At 65.1% G+C, this 16,770-nt stretch carries 13 protein-coding genes and 1 pseudogene; 10 read left to right on the top strand and 4 right to left on the bottom strand.

All coding sequences use genetic code 11. The features are described 5' to 3' along the window. Positions 1–211 precede the first annotated feature (211 nt). The 3 genes from ABIB91_RS07020 (at position 212) to ABIB91_RS07010 (ending at position 5,728) form a co-directional block, all read left to right on the top strand. A complete protein-coding gene (locus tag ABIB91_RS07020) occupies positions 212–1,612 on the top strand; it encodes a TolC family outer membrane protein (RefSeq protein ID WP_354160677.1) in 1,401 nt (466 codons plus the stop codon). 306 nt (positions 1,613–1,918) lie between these two features. Then, a complete protein-coding gene (locus ABIB91_RS07015) occupies positions 1,919–2,698 on the top strand; it encodes a PopZ family protein (protein WP_354160679.1) in 780 nt (259 codons plus the stop codon). A 153-nt stretch (positions 2,699–2,851) separates the two neighbouring features. Then, entirely contained in the window at positions 2,852–5,728 is a 2,877-nt protein-coding gene (locus tag ABIB91_RS07010; protein ID WP_354160681.1) for a valine--tRNA ligase, read from the top strand. 2 nt (positions 5,729–5,730) lie between these two features. Here the strand turns inward: ABIB91_RS07010 and ABIB91_RS07005 are convergent, their stop codons facing one another. Next, positions 5,731–6,333, bottom strand: coding sequence for a DNA-3-methyladenine glycosylase (locus ABIB91_RS07005; protein ID WP_354160683.1), 603 nt, complete (start codon positions 6,331–6,333; stop codon positions 5,731–5,733). A 130-nt stretch (positions 6,334–6,463) separates the two neighbouring features. Between ABIB91_RS07005 and lipA the strand changes: the two genes are divergently transcribed. The 3 genes and pseudogenes from lipA to ABIB91_RS06990 form a co-directional block, all read left to right on the top strand. Continuing rightward, complete coding sequence (lipA, locus tag ABIB91_RS07000) at positions 6,464–7,420, top strand: lipoyl synthase (protein WP_007591147.1); 957 nt, start codon at positions 6,464–6,466, stop codon at positions 7,418–7,420. Positions 7,421–7,426: 6 nt separating this feature from the next. Beyond that, the gene (locus tag ABIB91_RS06995; RefSeq protein ID WP_007591145.1) at positions 7,427–7,897 is read left to right on the top strand and encodes a type II toxin-antitoxin system RatA family toxin; all 471 of its coding nucleotides are present in this window, start codon (positions 7,427–7,429) and stop codon (positions 7,895–7,897) included. An 89-nt stretch (positions 7,898–7,986) separates the two neighbouring features. Further along, positions 7,987–8,156, top strand: a pseudogene (locus ABIB91_RS06990) (GFA family protein); the annotation flags it as partial. A gap of 18 nt (positions 8,157–8,174) precedes the next feature. On the opposite strand, the gene ABIB91_RS06985 reads toward ABIB91_RS06990, so the two are convergent. Next, on the bottom strand, positions 8,175–8,783 hold the full coding sequence (locus tag ABIB91_RS06985) for a CinA family protein (RefSeq protein WP_354160686.1): 609 nt from the start codon (positions 8,781–8,783) through the stop codon (positions 8,175–8,177). 3 nt (positions 8,784–8,786) lie between these two features. Continuing rightward, on the bottom strand, positions 8,787–9,968 hold the full coding sequence (locus tag ABIB91_RS06980) for a bifunctional 2-C-methyl-D-erythritol 4-phosphate cytidylyltransferase/2-C-methyl-D-erythritol 2,4-cyclodiphosphate synthase (RefSeq protein WP_354160688.1): 1,182 nt from the start codon (positions 9,966–9,968) through the stop codon (positions 8,787–8,789). A 281-nt stretch (positions 9,969–10,249) separates the two neighbouring features. Between ABIB91_RS06980 and dusB the strand changes: the two genes are divergently transcribed. From dusB to ntrC, 3 genes are read left to right on the top strand one after another with little or no spacing between them, the layout of a single operon-like run. Next, the gene (dusB, locus tag ABIB91_RS06975; RefSeq protein WP_354160690.1) at positions 10,250–11,251 is read left to right on the top strand and encodes a tRNA dihydrouridine synthase DusB; all 1,002 of its coding nucleotides are present in this window, start codon (positions 10,250–10,252) and stop codon (positions 11,249–11,251) included. Continuing rightward, positions 11,248–12,423, top strand: a complete 1,176-nt coding sequence (locus ABIB91_RS06970) for a two-component system sensor histidine kinase NtrB (protein ID WP_275172578.1) — start codon at positions 11,248–11,250, stop codon at positions 12,421–12,423. The genes dusB and ABIB91_RS06970 overlap by 4 nt, the downstream gene beginning before the upstream one ends. Before the next feature lie 9 nt (positions 12,424–12,432). Then, positions 12,433–13,875, top strand: coding sequence for a nitrogen regulation protein NR(I) (gene ntrC, locus ABIB91_RS06965; protein ID WP_027566921.1), 1,443 nt, complete (start codon positions 12,433–12,435; stop codon positions 13,873–13,875). Positions 13,876–14,042: 167 nt separating this feature from the next. On the opposite strand, the gene ABIB91_RS06960 is transcribed toward ntrC, so the two are convergent. Next, entirely contained in the window at positions 14,043–14,189 is a 147-nt protein-coding gene (locus tag ABIB91_RS06960) for a hypothetical protein (RefSeq protein WP_219684372.1), read from the bottom strand. 173 nt (positions 14,190–14,362) lie between these two features. Here ABIB91_RS06960 and ABIB91_RS06955 point away from each other — a divergent pair, with 173 nt between their 5' ends. Continuing rightward, positions 14,363–16,756 (top strand): sensor histidine kinase, encoded by a 2,394-nt coding sequence (locus ABIB91_RS06955; RefSeq protein WP_354160693.1) that lies wholly within the window; start codon positions 14,363–14,365, stop codon positions 16,754–16,756. The last annotated feature ends 14 nt before the right edge of the window (positions 16,757–16,770 follow it).

Raw genomic sequence — 16,770 nt, 5'->3', positions numbered from 1 at the left:
GCCCGATAGCGGCTTTGGCCCTTAAAATCCCGTTCTGAATCAGAAGTGTGGCCGGGATGCTGCACGTGAAGAGTTTCCACCGAGAACCACCCTCAGGTAGTTCCGTCGCGCTTGACCGCGTCCTATGTTGCGGCGGGGCAACGACTCCACTCGTAGACGGTAACCCAGCTCGCGGGCACGAGCCGGGCGTTAGAATGAACGGAATTTTTGGATGCATGGGGTGAAGTTCTTCACCGGAGCAGCGGTTTCGGTCCTGCTGCTGGCGCTTGCCGGGCCGACGCCTGCCTTGGCGGATACGATCGAGGCTGCGCTGGTGCGCGCCTATCAGAACAATCCGCAGCTGAACGCGCAGCGCGCCCAGGTGCGCTCGACCGACGAGAACGTGCCGCAGGCGCTGTCGGGCTATCGGCCCAAGGTCAATGTGACCCTCGGCAGCGGGTATCAATATCAGGACGTCCAGGCGACGCAGAATGTCGTCCCCCGCACCCCCAAGTCGATCTCCGGCTTGCTTCAGCCCAACAGCGCCAGCGTGAGCGTCAGTCAGACACTCTACAACGGCAATCAGACCGCCAACAGGACGCGCGTTGCGGAGAGCCAGGTGTCGGGTTCCCGCGAGGCATTGCGTGTGCTCGAGCAGACGGTCCTGCTGCAGGCTGCCACGGCCTATATGGATTTTCTGCGCGACTCGGCCACGCTCGAGGTTCAGCGCAGCAACGTGCGCGTGCTCGAACAGACGCTCAAGCAAACGCGCGATCGCTTCAATGTCGGCGAGGTGACGCGCACGGACGTCGCGCAATCCGAAGCGCAGCTGGCTGCCGGCAGGACCCAGGCCCTGACCGCCGAATCGAATCTCACGACGACGCGCGCGAACTTCCGCCGGATCATCGGCAACGAGCCGGCGGCCCTCGCCCCCGGCTCGCCGGTCGATCGCTTCCTTCCTGCCACGATCGCCTCCGCCGTTGGTCTCAGCCTAGTCGAGAATCCCAACGTTACGGCTGCCATGTATGGCATCGACGTCAACTACCTCCAGGTCAAGATCAACGAAGGCGCTTTGCTGCCGACGGTCACGGTCGCGGCTACTGCCAGCACAGCCTACCAGCAGCAGCTGACGATCTTCCGAACGAGTTCCGCGTCCGCCCTCGCGACAGTCGCTGTGCCGATCTATCAGGGTGGCACAGAATATGCGCTGATCCGCCAATCGAAAGAGAACCTGGCGCAGCAGCGCCTGAATCTCGAAACCACCCGCGATCAGACCCGCGCCAACGTCGTGCAGGCCTGGGGCCAGTTGGAAGCCGGCAAGGCGCAGGTGCAGTCCGCGCAGGCGCAGGTCACTGCGTCCGAGATCGCGCTGAACGGCGTGCGCGAAGAGGCCAAGGCCGGGCAGCGCACCACCCTCGACGTGCTCAATGCGCAGCAAGCGCTGGTGAACGCGCGCGTTGCGCTCGTCACTGCCCAGCATGACCGCGTGGTGGCGTCCTATTCGGTGCTCAACGCGGTCGGTCGTCTGGCGCCGCAGGTGCTTGGTCTCAACACCACGGTCTACGATCCCAGCGTGCACTACCAGCAGGTCCGCGACAGCTGGGCCGGCGTACGCACGCCAGACGGACGCTAGAGTCCCGTAGTCATCCGGTCGGCCTCGCGAATAGCCGAAGCCGACCGGTGCTTTGCTTGCAATCATCAAAATCCCTGACATAGCCTTGCCAAGAAGATGCGGGTCGATTCGCTCTGCATCCGATGCCGTGTGCGTAAAGCATGAGGTGCCGAGGGCAGGGGCGCACCGCTGCACGTTGAGCCGTCATCTGGGGACAAGTCGGGCTGCCGTGACGAAAATGTCGGGCCAGCCATCCGGAACCGGCCAATCCTGTCGTGCTTGGTGTAAAACAACGCATGCGAGGGCGTTGATGATGTGGAGTCGGAGATGACGCAGCCTGCAAAGGTCACAGAACCCTCGATGGAGGAGATTCTGGCCTCGATCCGGCGCATCATTGCCGACGATGAGGCCAAGCCGCCGCCGGCGGATGCTGCCAAGCCCGAGAAGGCTGCCGCCCCCGCCGCGCCAGCGAAGCCGCAGCCGATCAGCGATATTCCGCCATCCAAGGTCGCGCCGCCCAAACCGGCCGCCGAGAAGCCTGCACCTGCTCCGGCCGCAAAGCCGGCACCGGCGCCGGCCCCCGCACCCGAGGCGGATGCGTCCAACAATCAGGACGATATCGACGCGCTGCTGGCGGGCCTCGACACGGCCACGGCTGCGCCGGAAATCCGTGCTCCGGAGCCGGAGCCCGAACCTGAGCCCGACGTGCTGGAATTGACCGACGATATGGCGCTGGCGATGGAGCCGACACCGCCTCCGCCGCCGCCGAGCTTCCGCAAGGTCGAGCCGCGCGACGATCTCGAATTCGCCGAATCGCCGCCGCCGCGTCCGACGCCGGCCCCGGCATCCTATGCGCCCGTGGACTTCGATGCGCCGCCACTACCGCCCCAACAGCCGATCCTGGCGCAATCGACGGTCTCCGCGGTCGAATCCGCCTTCAATTCCCTGGCCCACACGGTGCTCAGCAGCAATGCGCGAACGCTGGAGGATCTGGTCAAGGAGATGCTGCGTCCGATGCTGAAATCCTGGCTCGACGACAATTTGCCGGGCCTCGTCGAACGCATCGTGAAGGCCGAAATCGAGCGGGTATCCCGCGGCGGCCGGTAGAACGGGCCGCAGAGCCCTCATAAAGCCCTGCTTGTGGGTCATATTCTGCTTCCCGACCGGACCGGAAAGCCCTGTTGCCGCCTTTCTTTCCTTTGACCTTTCCGTTGACTTGTCCGTTGACTTGGACCCCGTGCGCGGCTTTCTAACAGCGCCATGATCGAGAAAAATTACCAGCCCGCCGATATCGAAGCCCGCATGTCCGTCGTGTGGGAGGACAGCCTTGCGTTCAAGGCCGGCCGCCCGGACCGCCGCGACGCAGTGCCCTTTACCATCGTGATTCCGCCGCCGAACGTGACGGGCTCGCTGCACATGGGCCACGCCCTCAACAACACCCTCCAGGACATCCTGTGCCGCTTCGAGCGCATGCGCGGCCGCGACGTGCTGTGGCAGCCCGGCACCGACCATGCCGGCATCGCCACCCAGATGGTTGTCGAGCGGCAACTGATGGAGCGCCAGCAGCCCAGCCGTCGCGAGATGGGCCGCGAGAAGTTTCTGGAGCGGGTCTGGCAGTGGAAGGCCGAGAGCGGCGACACCATCATCAACCAACTCAAGCGGCTCGGCGCCTCCTGCGATTGGTCGCGCGAACGCTTCACCATGGACGAGGGCCTCTCCAAGGCCGTGGTCAAGGTCTTCGTCGAGCTGCACCGCGACGGCCTGATCTACAAGGACAAGCGGCTGGTCAACTGGGACACCAAGCTGCTTACCGCGATCTCCGATCTCGAAGTGCAGCAGACCGAGGTCAAGGGCAGCCTCTGGTACCTGCGCTATCCGATCGAGGGCAAGTCTTTCAGCCCCGAGGATCCCTCGAGCTTCATCGTCGTTGCCACCACGCGCCCGGAGACCATGCTCGGCGATAGCGGCGTCGCCGTGCATCCCGACGACGAGCGCTATCAGAAGCTGGTCGGCAAGAACGTGATCCTGCCGCTGGTCGGCCGCAAGATCCAGATTGTCGCCGACGATTATTCCGATCCGGAGAAGGGCTCGGGCGCGGTCAAGGTGACACCGGCGCACGACTTCAACGATTTCGAAGTCGGCAATCGCCATGGCCTCGCCCGGATCAGTGTCATCGACAAGGAAGGTTGCCTCGATCTCCTCGACAACGAGGATTATCTGCGCGACCTGCCGGAAGGTGCCTCGCAGTTCGCCGAGGAGTTCAACAAGCTCGATCGCTTTGCTGCGCGCAAGCGCATTGTCGAGCGGTTGGAATCGTTCGGCTTCGTCGAGCGGATCGAGCCCCACACCCACATGGTGCCGCATGGCGACCGCTCCGGCACGGTGATCGAGCCCTATCTGACCGACCAATGGTATGTCGACGCCAAGACGCTGGCGAAGCCCGCGATGGCGGCAGTGCGTTCCGGCGAAACCACGTTCGTGCCGAAGAACTGGGAAAAAACCTATTTCGAGTGGATGGAGAACATCCAGCCGTGGTGCATCTCGCGCCAGCTCTGGTGGGGTCACCAGATCCCGGCCTGGTACGGTCCCGACGGCAAGGTGTTTGTCGCCGAGACCGAGGAGGAGGCCGTCAGCCACGCGCTTGGCTATTACGTCGAGCAGGAAGTCATCACGGTCGAGCAGGGCCGCGAGATGGCGCTCGACCGCAACAAGCGTGATGGCTTCATCACGCGCGACGAGGATGTGCTCGACACCTGGTTCTCCTCGGCGCTGTGGCCGTTCTCGACCCTCGGCTGGCCCGCGGACGCGCCGGAAGTGCAGCGTTACTACCCCACCAACGCGCTGGTGACCGGCTTCGACATCATCTTCTTCTGGGTCGCCCGCATGATGATGATGGGCCTTCACTTCATGAAGGAGGTGCCGTTCTCGACGATCTACATCCACGCCCTCGTCCGCGACGAGAAGGGCGCCAAGATGTCGAAGTCGAAGGGCAACGTTATCGATCCGCTCAGCTTGATCGATCAATATGGTGCGGATGCGCTGCGCTTCACGCTTGCGGCGATGGCCGCGCAGGGGCGCGACATCAAGCTCGCCACCAGCCGCGTCGAGGGCTATCGCAATTTCGCGACCAAGCTCTGGAATGCGTCGCGCTTCGCCGAAATGAACCATTGCGCCGTGCCCGAGGGTTTCGAGCCGGCCAAGGTCAAGGAGACGCTGAACCGCTGGATCGCGCATGAGAGCGCGCACACCACGCGCGAGGTGACCGAGGCGATCGAGGCCTATCGCTTCAATGACGCCGCCGGCAGCATCTACCGCTTCGTCTGGAACGTCTATTGCGATTGGTATCTCGAGCTCGCAAAACCCGTGCTGCTCGGTCCCGATAGCCCTGCCAAGGCCGAGACCCGCGCCATGGTGGCATGGGCGCGCGACGAGATCCTGAAACTGCTGCACCCCTTCATGCCCTTCATCACCGAGGAGCTGTGGGAGGTGACGGCCAAGCGCGACGGTCTGCTCGCGCTGGCGCCGTGGCCGCTGAAGCCGGCCGGGCCGACGCCGGAGCAGCTTGCGATGCTCGCGGCGACGACGGGGCCGACCGATGCGCTCGTCTCGCCGGTTTGGGTGCTGCCGATTTTCGATCATGCCGACTTCACCGATCCCGCGGCCGAGGCCGAGATCGGCTGGGTCATCGATCTCGTCACGCAGATCCGTTCGGTGCGCGCCGAGATGAACATCCCGCCGGCGACCCTCACGGCGCTGGTGCTCGCAGGCGCCTCGGCCGAGACGAAGGAGCGCGCGCCGCGCTGGAGCGACGTCATCAAGCGCATGGCGCGGCTGTCGGATATCTCCTTCGCCGACCGTGCGCCCGACGGCGCGGTCCAGCTCCTGGTGCGCGGCGAGGTGGCCGCGCTGCCGCTGAAGGGCGTGATCGACGTCGCCGCCGAGCGCACGCGTCTCGACAAGGAGATCGGGAAGGCCGATTCCGACATCAAGCGCGCCGAGTCCAAGCTGGCCAATGAGAAATTCGTCGCCAACGCAGCCGAGGAGGTCGTCGAGGAGGAGCGCGAGAAGCGCGAGGCCGCGCTGGCCCGCAAAGCCAAGCTGCTTGAGGCGCTGGAGCGGCTCAAGCAGGCGTCGTAGGCTTATTTCGGAAACGGCTTGCTCAAAAACTTCGAACCCCTGACGCCATAGCGCCAGGGCAGCTCGGCCGCCTTTGTGATGCCGATCCGGATGCCGGCCACCACCTCGACGTCCTCCGTCCGCGCATGCAGCGCGATCGGCGGACGGTCCAGCGGCAAGGCATTGTGCGCGATGGTGATGCCGAGCGCTTCGGTCAGCTTGCCCGGGCCCGAGCACAACGCGTGCAAATCCTGGAGATGGCGCCGCCGACGCATCGCGGCGATACCATGGGTCGGCTCCAACGCGCGGATCAGCACGGCGCTGGCCGAGCCTTCTTCCTCGCAGACGAAGTTCACGCACCAGTGGATGCCGTACGAGCGGTAGACATAGGCAAAGCCGGGCGGGCCGAACATCACCTGGTTCCGCGGCGTGAGGCCATTGTAGGAGTGCGCCGCCGGCTCGGTATGATGATAGGCCTCGACCTCGACGATGATCCCGCCGACGCCGTCGACCAGCATGGTTGCACCGATCAAGTCGGGCGCGACCTCGTGCACGCTGCGTGCGAAAAAGGCACGCTTCAGCGCTTTGCCGAGCCGGGGTGTGGAAGGTTTCGAGACTGGAGCCATTCGAGGTGAGAATCGCCAGAGAACAGAGCAGGATATTGCCCATATCTGCCATGTTCCCTGAAGCGGGGCGAGCCGGGTTGCGATGCCCGGCGAGACCGACTAGGTAGGACTTGGTCAGACCGGACACCCCATGGTCGTTATTGTCGATACCATCTCGAACCCGCTGCGCCCACGTCACCCCGAAAAGGTGAATCGGCCCGATTCCGCTTCGCCGCCGAAGCCGGACTGGATCCGCGTACGCGCGCCCAACACCCGCGGCTATGCCGACACCCGCAACATCGTGCGCGCCAACGGCCTGCATACGGTGTGCGAGGAGGCAGGCTGCCCGAATATCGGCGAGTGCTGGGACAAGAAGCACGCGACCTTCATGATCATGGGCGACACCTGCACCCGCGCCTGTGCATTCTGCAACGTCAAGACCGGCATGCCGAACGCGCTCGACGCGGCCGAGCCGCAGAACGTCGGCGAGGCCGTGGCCAAGCTCGGGCTTGCCCATGTCGTCATCACCTCCGTCGACCGCGACGATCTCACCGACGGCGGCGCCGAGCATTTCGCCCAGACCATCCGCGCGATCCGCGCCGCGTGCCCCTCGACCACGATCGAGATCCTGACGCCCGATTTCCTGCGCAAGGAGGGGGCGCTGGAGGTTGTCGTCGCGGCGAAGCCCGACGTGTTCAACCACAATCTCGAGACCGTGCCGTCGTGCTATCTCACGGTGCGGCCGGGCGCGCGCTATTTCCATTCGATCCGGCTGCTGCAGCGGGTCAAGGAGCTCGATCCCACCATCTTCACCAAGTCCGGCATCATGGTCGGCCTCGGCGAGGAGCGCCACGAGGTGCAGCAGGTGATGGACGATCTGCGTTCGGCCGACGTCGATTTCCTGACCATCGGGCAATATCTCCAGCCGACCCGCAAGCATCACGCCGTGATGCGCTACGTGCCGCCGGACGAGTTTTCGTCCTACGAGAAGGTCGCCTACACCAAGGGCTTCCTGATGGTGTCGGCGAGCCCGCTCACCCGCTCGTCGCATCATGCCGGCGAGGATTTTGCGAAACTGAAGGCCGCGCGGGCAGCAAGCGCCCGCTGAATCGCCATGCCCAATTTTTCGAGCAAGCGCCGTGTCGATCACAGCGCGTCCGAGATGTTTGATCTGGTCGCCGACGTCGAGCGCTACCCGGAATTCGTGCCGCTGTGCAGCGCGCTGAAGGTCCGTCAGCGTATGGCGAAACCCGACGGCACCGAGGTGCTGGTCGCGGACATGACAGTGTCGTTCAAGCTGGTCAGGGAATCCTTCACCAGCCGCGTGACGCTCGACCGTGCCAATCTGAAGATCCTGGTCGAATATCTGCAAGGTCCCTTCAGCAATCTGGAAAACCGTTGGACGTTCGAGCCCAAAGGCGAGAGCGTTTGCGATGTCGGCTTCTTCCTTGCCTACGAGTTCAAGAGCCGCATGCTGGCGCTCCTGATGGGCTCGATGTTCGACGCCGCGTTCGCGCGATTTTCCATCGCGTTCGAGAAGCGAGCGGATGCGATCTACGGACGGCGGAAGCTGGCGTCGTCGTAAGGGTCGTTACTCCAGTGTCCCGGACGCGGTGCGGCGCGTAGCGATGCTCCGCAGAGTCGGGACCCAAGCCGCACGAACGCCCTCGGAAGCATCAGCGACGATCCGACCAATCTCTCTATGCCGTCAACTCGCCTGCCTGGACGGGGTAAGCCCGTTCGATTTCACCGAGGTGCTGGTCATGGATCGCATCAATCACACTAACGACACTGGTCAGCCGACGCGGCGGGCCGGCACTCTCCGCTTCATTCCGGCTGACTGACGGCGGCAGTTGCCTGGCTCACCCTCGCGGCGACCGCGGAGTCCTGCGCTTCACGGCGTGCCGGCGTGGCGAGCGGGTGACGCGGGGACGGAGGCGCGTTGCGGCGGCGGCGCGTTTCGGCTTGGCCTGCGCCGGGCCGCGGGCGAGATCCATCAGCATGCGCAGCGCCTCGACCACCGAGCGCTGGCGCACGGCGGAACGGCCGATGGCGCCAAAGCGATGCTCGCGGTGAACGATGCGTCCGTCGCGCGCGGCGGCGGCGAAGTGGACGAGGCCAACCGGCTTGCCAGGCGTGGCGCCGCCGGGTCCGGCAATGCCGGTGATGGCGACCGCAAGATCGACGCCGGCACGCTCCAGCGCGCCGACCGCCATAGCTGTTGCGGTCTCCTTGCTGACGGCGCCGAAATTTGTGAGCGTGCTCGCCTCGACCCCGAGCATCGCGCGCTTGGCGTCGTTGGAATAGGTGACGAAGCCGCGATCGATGACGTCGGACGAACCTGGGATGTCGGTCAGCGCGCCCGCGACGAGACCGCCGGTGCAGGACTCCGCGGTCGCGATCGTCAGCTTGCGCATCCGGCACAAATCGAGCAGCGAGCGGGAGAGGGCGCGTGCGTCGCTGCCGGCCATGGCCTAGACACTCCAGGGCAGACGGATGGTGGCGCTCGCGGTGGCCGCGATGCCTTCCTCGCGACCGGTGAAGCCGAGCCGCTCGCTGGTGGTCGCCTTGACCGCGACGCGGGAGATGTCGACGCCGGAAATCTCGGCGATGCGCGCGCGCATGGTGTCGCGCAAGGGCCCGATCTTCGGCCGCTCGCAGATCATGGTGACCTCGAGATTGGCGATGCGGCCGCCGCGCTGGGTGACGCGCTCGATGGCGTATTGCAAAAACTGGTCGGAGGAGGCGCCTTTCCACTTCGCGTCGCTGGGCGGAAAGTGCGATCCGATGTCGCCGTCAGCGAGCGCGCCGAGGATGGCGTCGACCAGCGCATGCAGGCCGACATCGCCGTCGGAATGGGCCAGGAAGCCCTTGGTGTGCGGCACGCGCACGCCGCAGATCATGAGATGGTCGCCCTCGCCGAAGGCGTGCACGTCATAGCCCGTGCCGGTCCTGATGTCGCCGAGCAGGCTGGCCAGCCGCGCTTCCTCGCGCACGAAATCCTCGGGAGTGGTGAGCTTCATATTGGCAACATCGCCTTCAAAGGTTGCAACCGTCAATCCCGCCCATTCGGCAATCGCGGCATCATCGGTGAAATCGCTGCGGCCGTCCTTGGCCGCGCGACGATGCGCTTCGAGGATGACGTCGAAACGAAAGGATTGCGGCGTCTGCGCGATCCGCAACCGCGCCCGGTCCGGCGTGTCCTCGACATTGCCGTTCTCGCCGGTGACCTTGATGGTGTCGGTGACGGGAACGACGGGGATCGCGGCGCCGGTGCGGCTGGCCGCATCGATCGCGCGGGTGATCACGCCTTCCGAAACGAAGGGGCGGGCGGCGTCGTGGATCAGGACGATGTCGGGCTTGTGCCTGGCGAGCGCTTCGAGCCCGGCGAGCACCGAGGCTTGCCGGGTCGCGCCGCCATTGACCGGCGCCTCGTGGCTGAGCCCTGCGACCGCTGCCGTGAACATGGCGCTGTCGTCGGGGTTCACGACCGGCTGAACCGCAAACACGTCCGCATGACGGCTGAAGGCCTCCATGGCGCGATAGATCACCGGTACGCCGCCGATCTCGCGATATTGCTTGGGGCCACCGGCGCCTGCGCGCAGGCCGCGTCCGGCCGCGACGAGAACGACCGCGGTGCGCTGTGATTTCGCCATAGGACTCAAATACTCATTTGATGATGAAGAGAGTCGGGGGTGGGGTGATTGCCGCATGCCTCTAGCACGGCAGGCCCGCAAAAAAAGGGGGTTTCCCCGGATTGTGGGAAACAGCATTTTGCTGCACTGCACTTGAAAGATCGGCAGAACTGTCTAAACTGTAGGCATGACGCTTGACTGCACAAGAATTGTGCGCAAGATAGGTCATGGCAGGCGCGATGAGGCGCTGCCAACGCAACGAGACCCCTGTGACCGGCTCGGCAGTATCTGGCTTTAAGCCATTGAAGATAGGCGATATTGATGTCGCCACCCCGGTCTTCCTGGCGCCGATGTCGGGGGTGACTGACTCGCCCGTCCGCCGGCTAGCCGCGGAGCTCGGCGCCGGTCTCGTCGTCTCCGAAATGACGGCCAGCGACGAACTCGCCAATGGCCATCATATGTCCCGGTTGCGCTGCGAAGCCACCGGGATCGGTCCGCACGTGGTCCAGCTTGCCGGTTGCGAGACGCATTGGATGGCGGAGGGCGCCCGCATCGCTGAAGCCGAAGGCGCCGACATCATCGACATCAACATGGGCTGTCCGGCCCGTCACGTCACCGGCGGCCAGTCCGGTTCCGCCTTGATGCGCGACCTCGACCACGCCGTGAGCCTGATCGAAGCGACGATCACGGCGGTGAAGGTGCCGGTGACGTTGAAGATGCGGCTCGGCTGGGACGACCGCACCCGCAACGCACCGGAACTGGCGCGGCGCGCACAGGCATCAGGCGTCAAGCTCGTCACCGTGCACGGCCGCACCCGCTGCCAGTTCTACAAGGGCGAGGCCGATTGGGATGCGATCCGTGCCGTGCGCGACGCCATCTCCATTCCGCTCGTCGTCAATGGCGATATCACGACTTACGAGAAGGCGCTCGCGGCGTTAGAGGCCTCCGGCGCCGATGCCGTGATGATCGGCCGCGGTGCGCAGGGACAGCCCTGGCTGCCCGGTGAGATCGGCCGGCGCCTGAAGGGCGGGGCGGCGGAAGCCACGCCGTCGCTCGAGACGCAGCTGCATTATGTCCGCACGCTCTATGAAGGCGTCTGCGCGCTCTACGGCCTGCGCGTCGGTCTGCGGCACGCACGAAAACATCTCGGCTGGGCCCTCGACGTCGCGGCCGATGTGAGCCGTGCGCCGGCCGAGAAGCTGAAATCCTGGCGCCAGAAAATCCTCACCTCGGAGGATCCGCGCCTTGTCCATCGGTCACTGCAAGATGCCTTCGACGACTTCGCATGGAGCGCCGCTGCATGAGCTCAGCCGCTGAACATCGTCGGCCGTTTCCGTCCGACAGCGATGCCATCCTGGACGCACTGCCCAATCCGATGCTGATGATCGGGCCGGACGGCAAGATCGTCGCCGCCAACATCGCAACCGAAGCCTTCTTCGATATCTCGACGCAGTTCTTGAAGCGGCAATCGCTGAAAGAGCTGGTGCCGTTCGGCAGCCCCTTGCTGGCGCTGATCGACCAGGTGCGTTCGTCGAACGCACCGGTCAACGAATACAAGGTCGATCTGGGTACGCCGCGCATGGGCGGAGACCGCCAGGTCGATCTGCACGTCGCCCCGGTCACGGAACGACCCGGCCATATCGTGGTGATGCTCCAGGAGCGCTCCATCGCCGACAAGATGGACCGCCAGCTCACGCATCGCAGCGCCGCGCGCTCGGTGATCGCGCTCGCCGCGATGCTGGCGCATGAAATCAAGAACCCGCTCTCCGGCATCCGCGGCGCCGCGCAGCTCCTGGAGCAGCAGGCCTCCTCGGAAGACCGCATGCTGACGCGGCTGATCTGCGACGAGGCCGACCGCATCGTGACTCTGGTCGACCGCATGGAGGTGTTCGGCGACGAGCGCCCCGTGGTGCGCGGCCCCGTCAACATTCATTCGGTGCTCGATCACGTCAAACGGCTGGCGCAGTCCGGCTTTGCCCGCAACATCCGCTTCGTCGAGGACTACGATCCCTCGCTGCCGCCGGTGCTGGCGAACCAGGACCAGCTCATCCAGGTGTTCCTCAACCTCGTGAAGAACGCCGCCGAAGCGCTGATCGACGTTCCCGACGGCGAAATCCAGCTCACCACCGCGTTTCGTCCCGGCGTGCGCCTGTCAGTCCCCGGTCAAAAATCCCGTGTATCCCTGCCGCTCGAATTCTGCGTGAAGGACAACGGACCAGGCGTGCCGGACGATCTCCTGCCAAATCTGTTCGATCCCTTCGTCACCACCAAGCAGACCGGCTCGGGTCTGGGCCTCGCGCTGGTCGCAAAGATCATCGGGGACCACGGGGGCATCATCGAATGCGAATCTCAGCCGCGGAAGACCACCTTCCGCGTGCTGATGCCGATGTATTCCACATCGGTGAAACATGCCGATCAAAGCAGTCGCGACGGCTCTGCCGGGAAGTCGTCGTCTGCGTCACAGGGGGCAAAATGAGGATTAACGATGCCCGCAGGTAGTATTCTCGTTGCTGATGACGACACCGCCATCCGCACCGTTCTCAATCAGGCACTATCCCGCGCCGGCTACGAAGTGCGGCTGACCGGCAATGCCGCGACGCTGTGGCGCTGGGTCAGCCAGGGGGAGGGCGATCTCGTCATCACCGACGTGGTGATGCCCGACGAGAACGCGTTCGACCTGCTGCCGCGGATCAAGAAGATGCGGCCGAATTTGCCGGTCATCGTCATGAGCGCGCAAAATACCTTCATGACGGCGATCCGGGCCTCCGAGCGCGGCGCCTATGAATATCTGCCGAAGCCCTTCGACCTGAAGGAGCTGATCGCCATCGTCGGCCGCGCGCTGGCCGAGCCGAAGGAACGGGTCTCGACGCCGAACGAAGACGCCGAGATGGAGGCGATCCCGCTGGTCGGCCGCTCGCCGGCGATGCAGGAAATCTATCGCGTGCTGGCGCGGTTGATGCAGACCGACCTCACGGTGATGATCACGGGCGAGTCCGGTACCGGCAAGGAACTGGTGGCGCGCGCGCTGCACGACTACGGCAAACGCCGCAACGGCCCGTTCGTCGCGGTCAACATGGCGGCAATCCCGCGCGACCTGATCGAGTCCGAACTGTTCGGCCACGAGCGCGGCGCCTTCACCGGCGCCAACACCCGCGCCTCCGGCCGCTTCGAGCAGGCCGAGGGCGGCACGCTGTTCCTGGACGAGATCGGCGACATGCCGATGGAGGCGCAGACCCGCCTGCTGCGCGTGCTTCAGCAGGGCGAATACACCACGGTCGGCGGCCGCACCCCGATCAAGACCGACGTGCGCATCGTCGCGGCCTCCAACAAGGATCTGCGCGTCCTGATCCAGCAGGGCCTGTTCCGCGAAGATCTGTTCTTCCGCCTCAACGTCGTGCCGCTGCGGCTGCCGCCGTTGCGCGAACGCATCGAGGATCTGCCCGATCTCATCCGTCATTTCTTCGCGCTGGCCGAGAAGGACGGACTGCCGCCGAAGAAGCTCGACGCGCTGGCGCTGGAGCGGATGAAGCAGCACCGCTGGCCGGGCAACGTACGCGAGCTCGAGAACCTCGCCCGTCGCCTTGCGGCGCTCTATCCGCAGGACGTGATCACGGGCTCCGTCATCGACGGCGAGCTGGCGCCACCTACGGTCAGCCCGGGTGCCGCAGTCCAGCATGGCGTCGACAATCTCGGCGGCGCCGTGGAAGCGTATCTCTCCTCGCACTTCCAGGGCTTCCCGAACGGCGTGCCGCCGCCGGGCCTGTATCACCGCATCTTGAAAGAGATCGAGGTGCCGCTGCTCACGGCCGCGCTCGCGGCGACCCGCGGCAACCAGATCCGCGCCGCCGATCTGCTCGGCCTCAACCGCAACACGCTGCGGAAGAAGATTCGGGATCTCGATATCCAGGTGTATCGGAGCGGGGGCTAGCCTTTCCGCAACGGACGGTGGCTCAGCTCCCCCTACCAAGCGGAGCTGAGCCTGTCCGGATCGCGCTGGCCGTTGTGGCTGACGCGGTGAGCAGAAGTCCTGATCGGACTGAAATGTTCCGCCGGAACATTCAAATGGTCATTCAGCCGCGGGACGCGGCCTCACACCTATCTGACAAATCGGCCTGATACCTGTATCGCGCTGGCCACGTTCGCATTGGGCTCCTGCACCCCGACACCATTGACCAGCAGGTCGGCTGCCACGATCAGCAGCAGCACGGCCGACACCATCATTGCGAGAAAGAACCTGTGCATCCCCGTCAAGCCGCTGGGGCCGGGATGCGTTCCCGCCCTCCGGCATGTCGCTGTGGATGCGCGGGTCAGTCGCGGCGTGGGCGCCGCGGAATTGTCGCAATTCGGCAACAATGTGGTACGAATACATCAGTATCCGCCCGCCGCGGACCCCGTTTTCAGCACCCATTGCCGGAATGACCAGCGCAGACACCTCGGCCGCATCCTTTGACACGGCCCCAGCGGAAGAGCCCCGGCGTTGGTCGGCGCGACGCTGGCTGGCGCCGTTCGCCGTGGCGTTGGCCCTGCTGTCGGCCTGCCTGACGTTCCTGGTCCTGACCGGCCTCACGTCGATCGAACCGACCCCTGCGGTTGTCCGCTCGTTCTATCTGATCAATGCGGCCACGATCCTGCTGCTGGTCGGCATCATCATCCGCGAACTCTGGCAGCTGATCCTGGCGCGACGGCGGGGTAGGGCGGCGGCGCGCCTCCATGTCCAGATCGTCAGCCTGTTCTCGATCGTGGCGGTGCTGCCGGCGGTGCTGGTCGCCGTCGTCGCCAACGTCACCATCGAGCGCGGCCTCGACCGCCTGTTCTCCGGCCCGACCAAGGAGGTGATCCAGAATTCGCTGACGATCGCGCGCGCCTACATGCAGGACCACGCGCAGCTGATCCGGGGCGACATTCTCGGCATGGCCAACGACATCGCCCACGCCCGGCCGCTCTACGACCAGGATCGCCGCTCGTTTCGCGAATTGCTGACGTCCAGCGCCGCCTCGCGCAACCTGCCGGGCGCGATGATCATCGACAAGAACACCAACATTCTCGAATCCGCCGACACCGGCATGCGGCTGGCCTATTCGCCGCCGGCACCGGACTTCCTCAGCAACGTCAACGAATCCGAGCCCGAAATCGCGGTGCTGCCCGATGCGAGCTTCGTCGCCGCGGTGGTCCGCTTGCGCGCCTTCAGCGACACCTTCCTCTACGTCGCGCGGCCGCTCGATCCGAATGTCGTCAACCAGCTCAAGCAGACCGAGGTCAGCGTCGCCGAATACGCCCAGATCGAGTCGCGCCGGCTCGGCATCCAGGTCGCGTTCGCGCTGATGTTCGCGGTGATCGCGCTGACCATCCTGATGGCCTCGGTGCTGATCGGCCTCAACTTCGCCAACTCGCTGGTCTCGCCGATCCGGCGGCTGATGAACGCGGCCCAGACGGTGTCGACGGGCGATCTCCACGTGAAAGTGCCGGTGCACCAGTCGGAAGGCGACCTCGCCCAGCTGGGTGAGACCTTCAACAAGATGACGGAGGAGTTGCGCAGCCAGCGCGACGAGCTCGTCAACGCCAGCGACCTCATCGACAGCCGCCGCCGCTTCATCGAGGCGGTGCTGTCGTCCGCGAGCGCCGGCATCATCGGCGTAGATAATTCAGGCAGCGTCGGCATTCTCAACCGTTCCGCCGAAAAGCTGATCGGGCACTCCGAAGCCGAGACGCTCGGCCATCCGCTCTCCGACGTGCTGCCCGAGCTCGAAGAGATGATGAAGAGCGCGCGGGAAGGGACCCAGCGCCTGGTGCAGGGGCAGATCACGATCACGCGGGACGGGCAGGAACGCAATCTGTCGGTTCGCGTCAGCGCCGAGAAGACCAGCCAGCCGCACGACAGCTACATCATCACGCTCGACGACATCACCGAGCTGGTCTCGGCGCAACGCACCTCGGCCTGGGGCGACGTCGCGCGCCGCATCGCGCACGAGATCAAGAACCCGCTGACCCCGATCCAGCTCTCCGCCGAGCGCATTCGCCGCAAATTCGGCAAGGACATCACCGAGGGCAAGGACAAGCAGATCTTCGAACAGTGCACCGACACCATCGTGCGTCAGGTCGACGATATCCGCCGCATGGTCGACGAGTTCTCGCGCTTTGCGCGGATGCCGAAGCCGGTGATGGAGGGTGAGGATGTCGCCGACGCAGTGCGGCAGGCGGTGTTCCTGATGAAGGTCGCCCACCCCGAGATCGATATCGAGGCCGAGTTCAAGGAAGATCCGCTGCGCGCCCAGTTCGACCGGCGGCTGATCTCGCAGGCGGTCACCAACATTGTCAAGAACGCCACCGAGGCGATCGAGCAGGTCCCCCTGGAGGAGCTCGGCAAAGGCCGGATCGACGTCGTAGTCTCGCGCGAGGGCGAGGACGTTCTGATCGACGTCGTCGACAACGGTATTGGCCTGCCCAAGGTGGCGCGCTCGCGCCTGCTCGAGCCCTATGTGACGACACGCGCCAAGGGCACCGGCCTTGGGCTCGCGATCGTCGGGCGCGTGCTGGAAGACCATGGCGGGCGCATCGAACTGAAGGATGCCTCGGATTTCCGCGAGGGCCAGCGTGGCGCCTGGATGCGGATGCGTTTTGCGATCTCCGGCGCTCCCGCGAAAAGCGAGGGGGCCGAGCCGGCGGCCGCGGCAACGGCCAAGCCGGACATTGGCGAAACGGCCCCGCAATCCGTCAAGGATCCGGAAACAAAACAGGCGGCCGCCGAAACCAAAGAGCCGGCTGAAAAGACCAATGATTCAACGAAGATCGAAGCCTCAACAGGCAGCTGAGAAAACAGGCGACA

The organism is Bradyrhizobium sp. JR4.3, from assembly GCF_040547695.1.
Lineage (GTDB): Bacteria > Pseudomonadota > Alphaproteobacteria > Rhizobiales > Xanthobacteraceae > Bradyrhizobium > Bradyrhizobium canariense.
The sequence above is the reverse complement of the archived record's forward strand: the minus strand, read 5'-3'. Positions and strand labels throughout refer to the sequence as shown.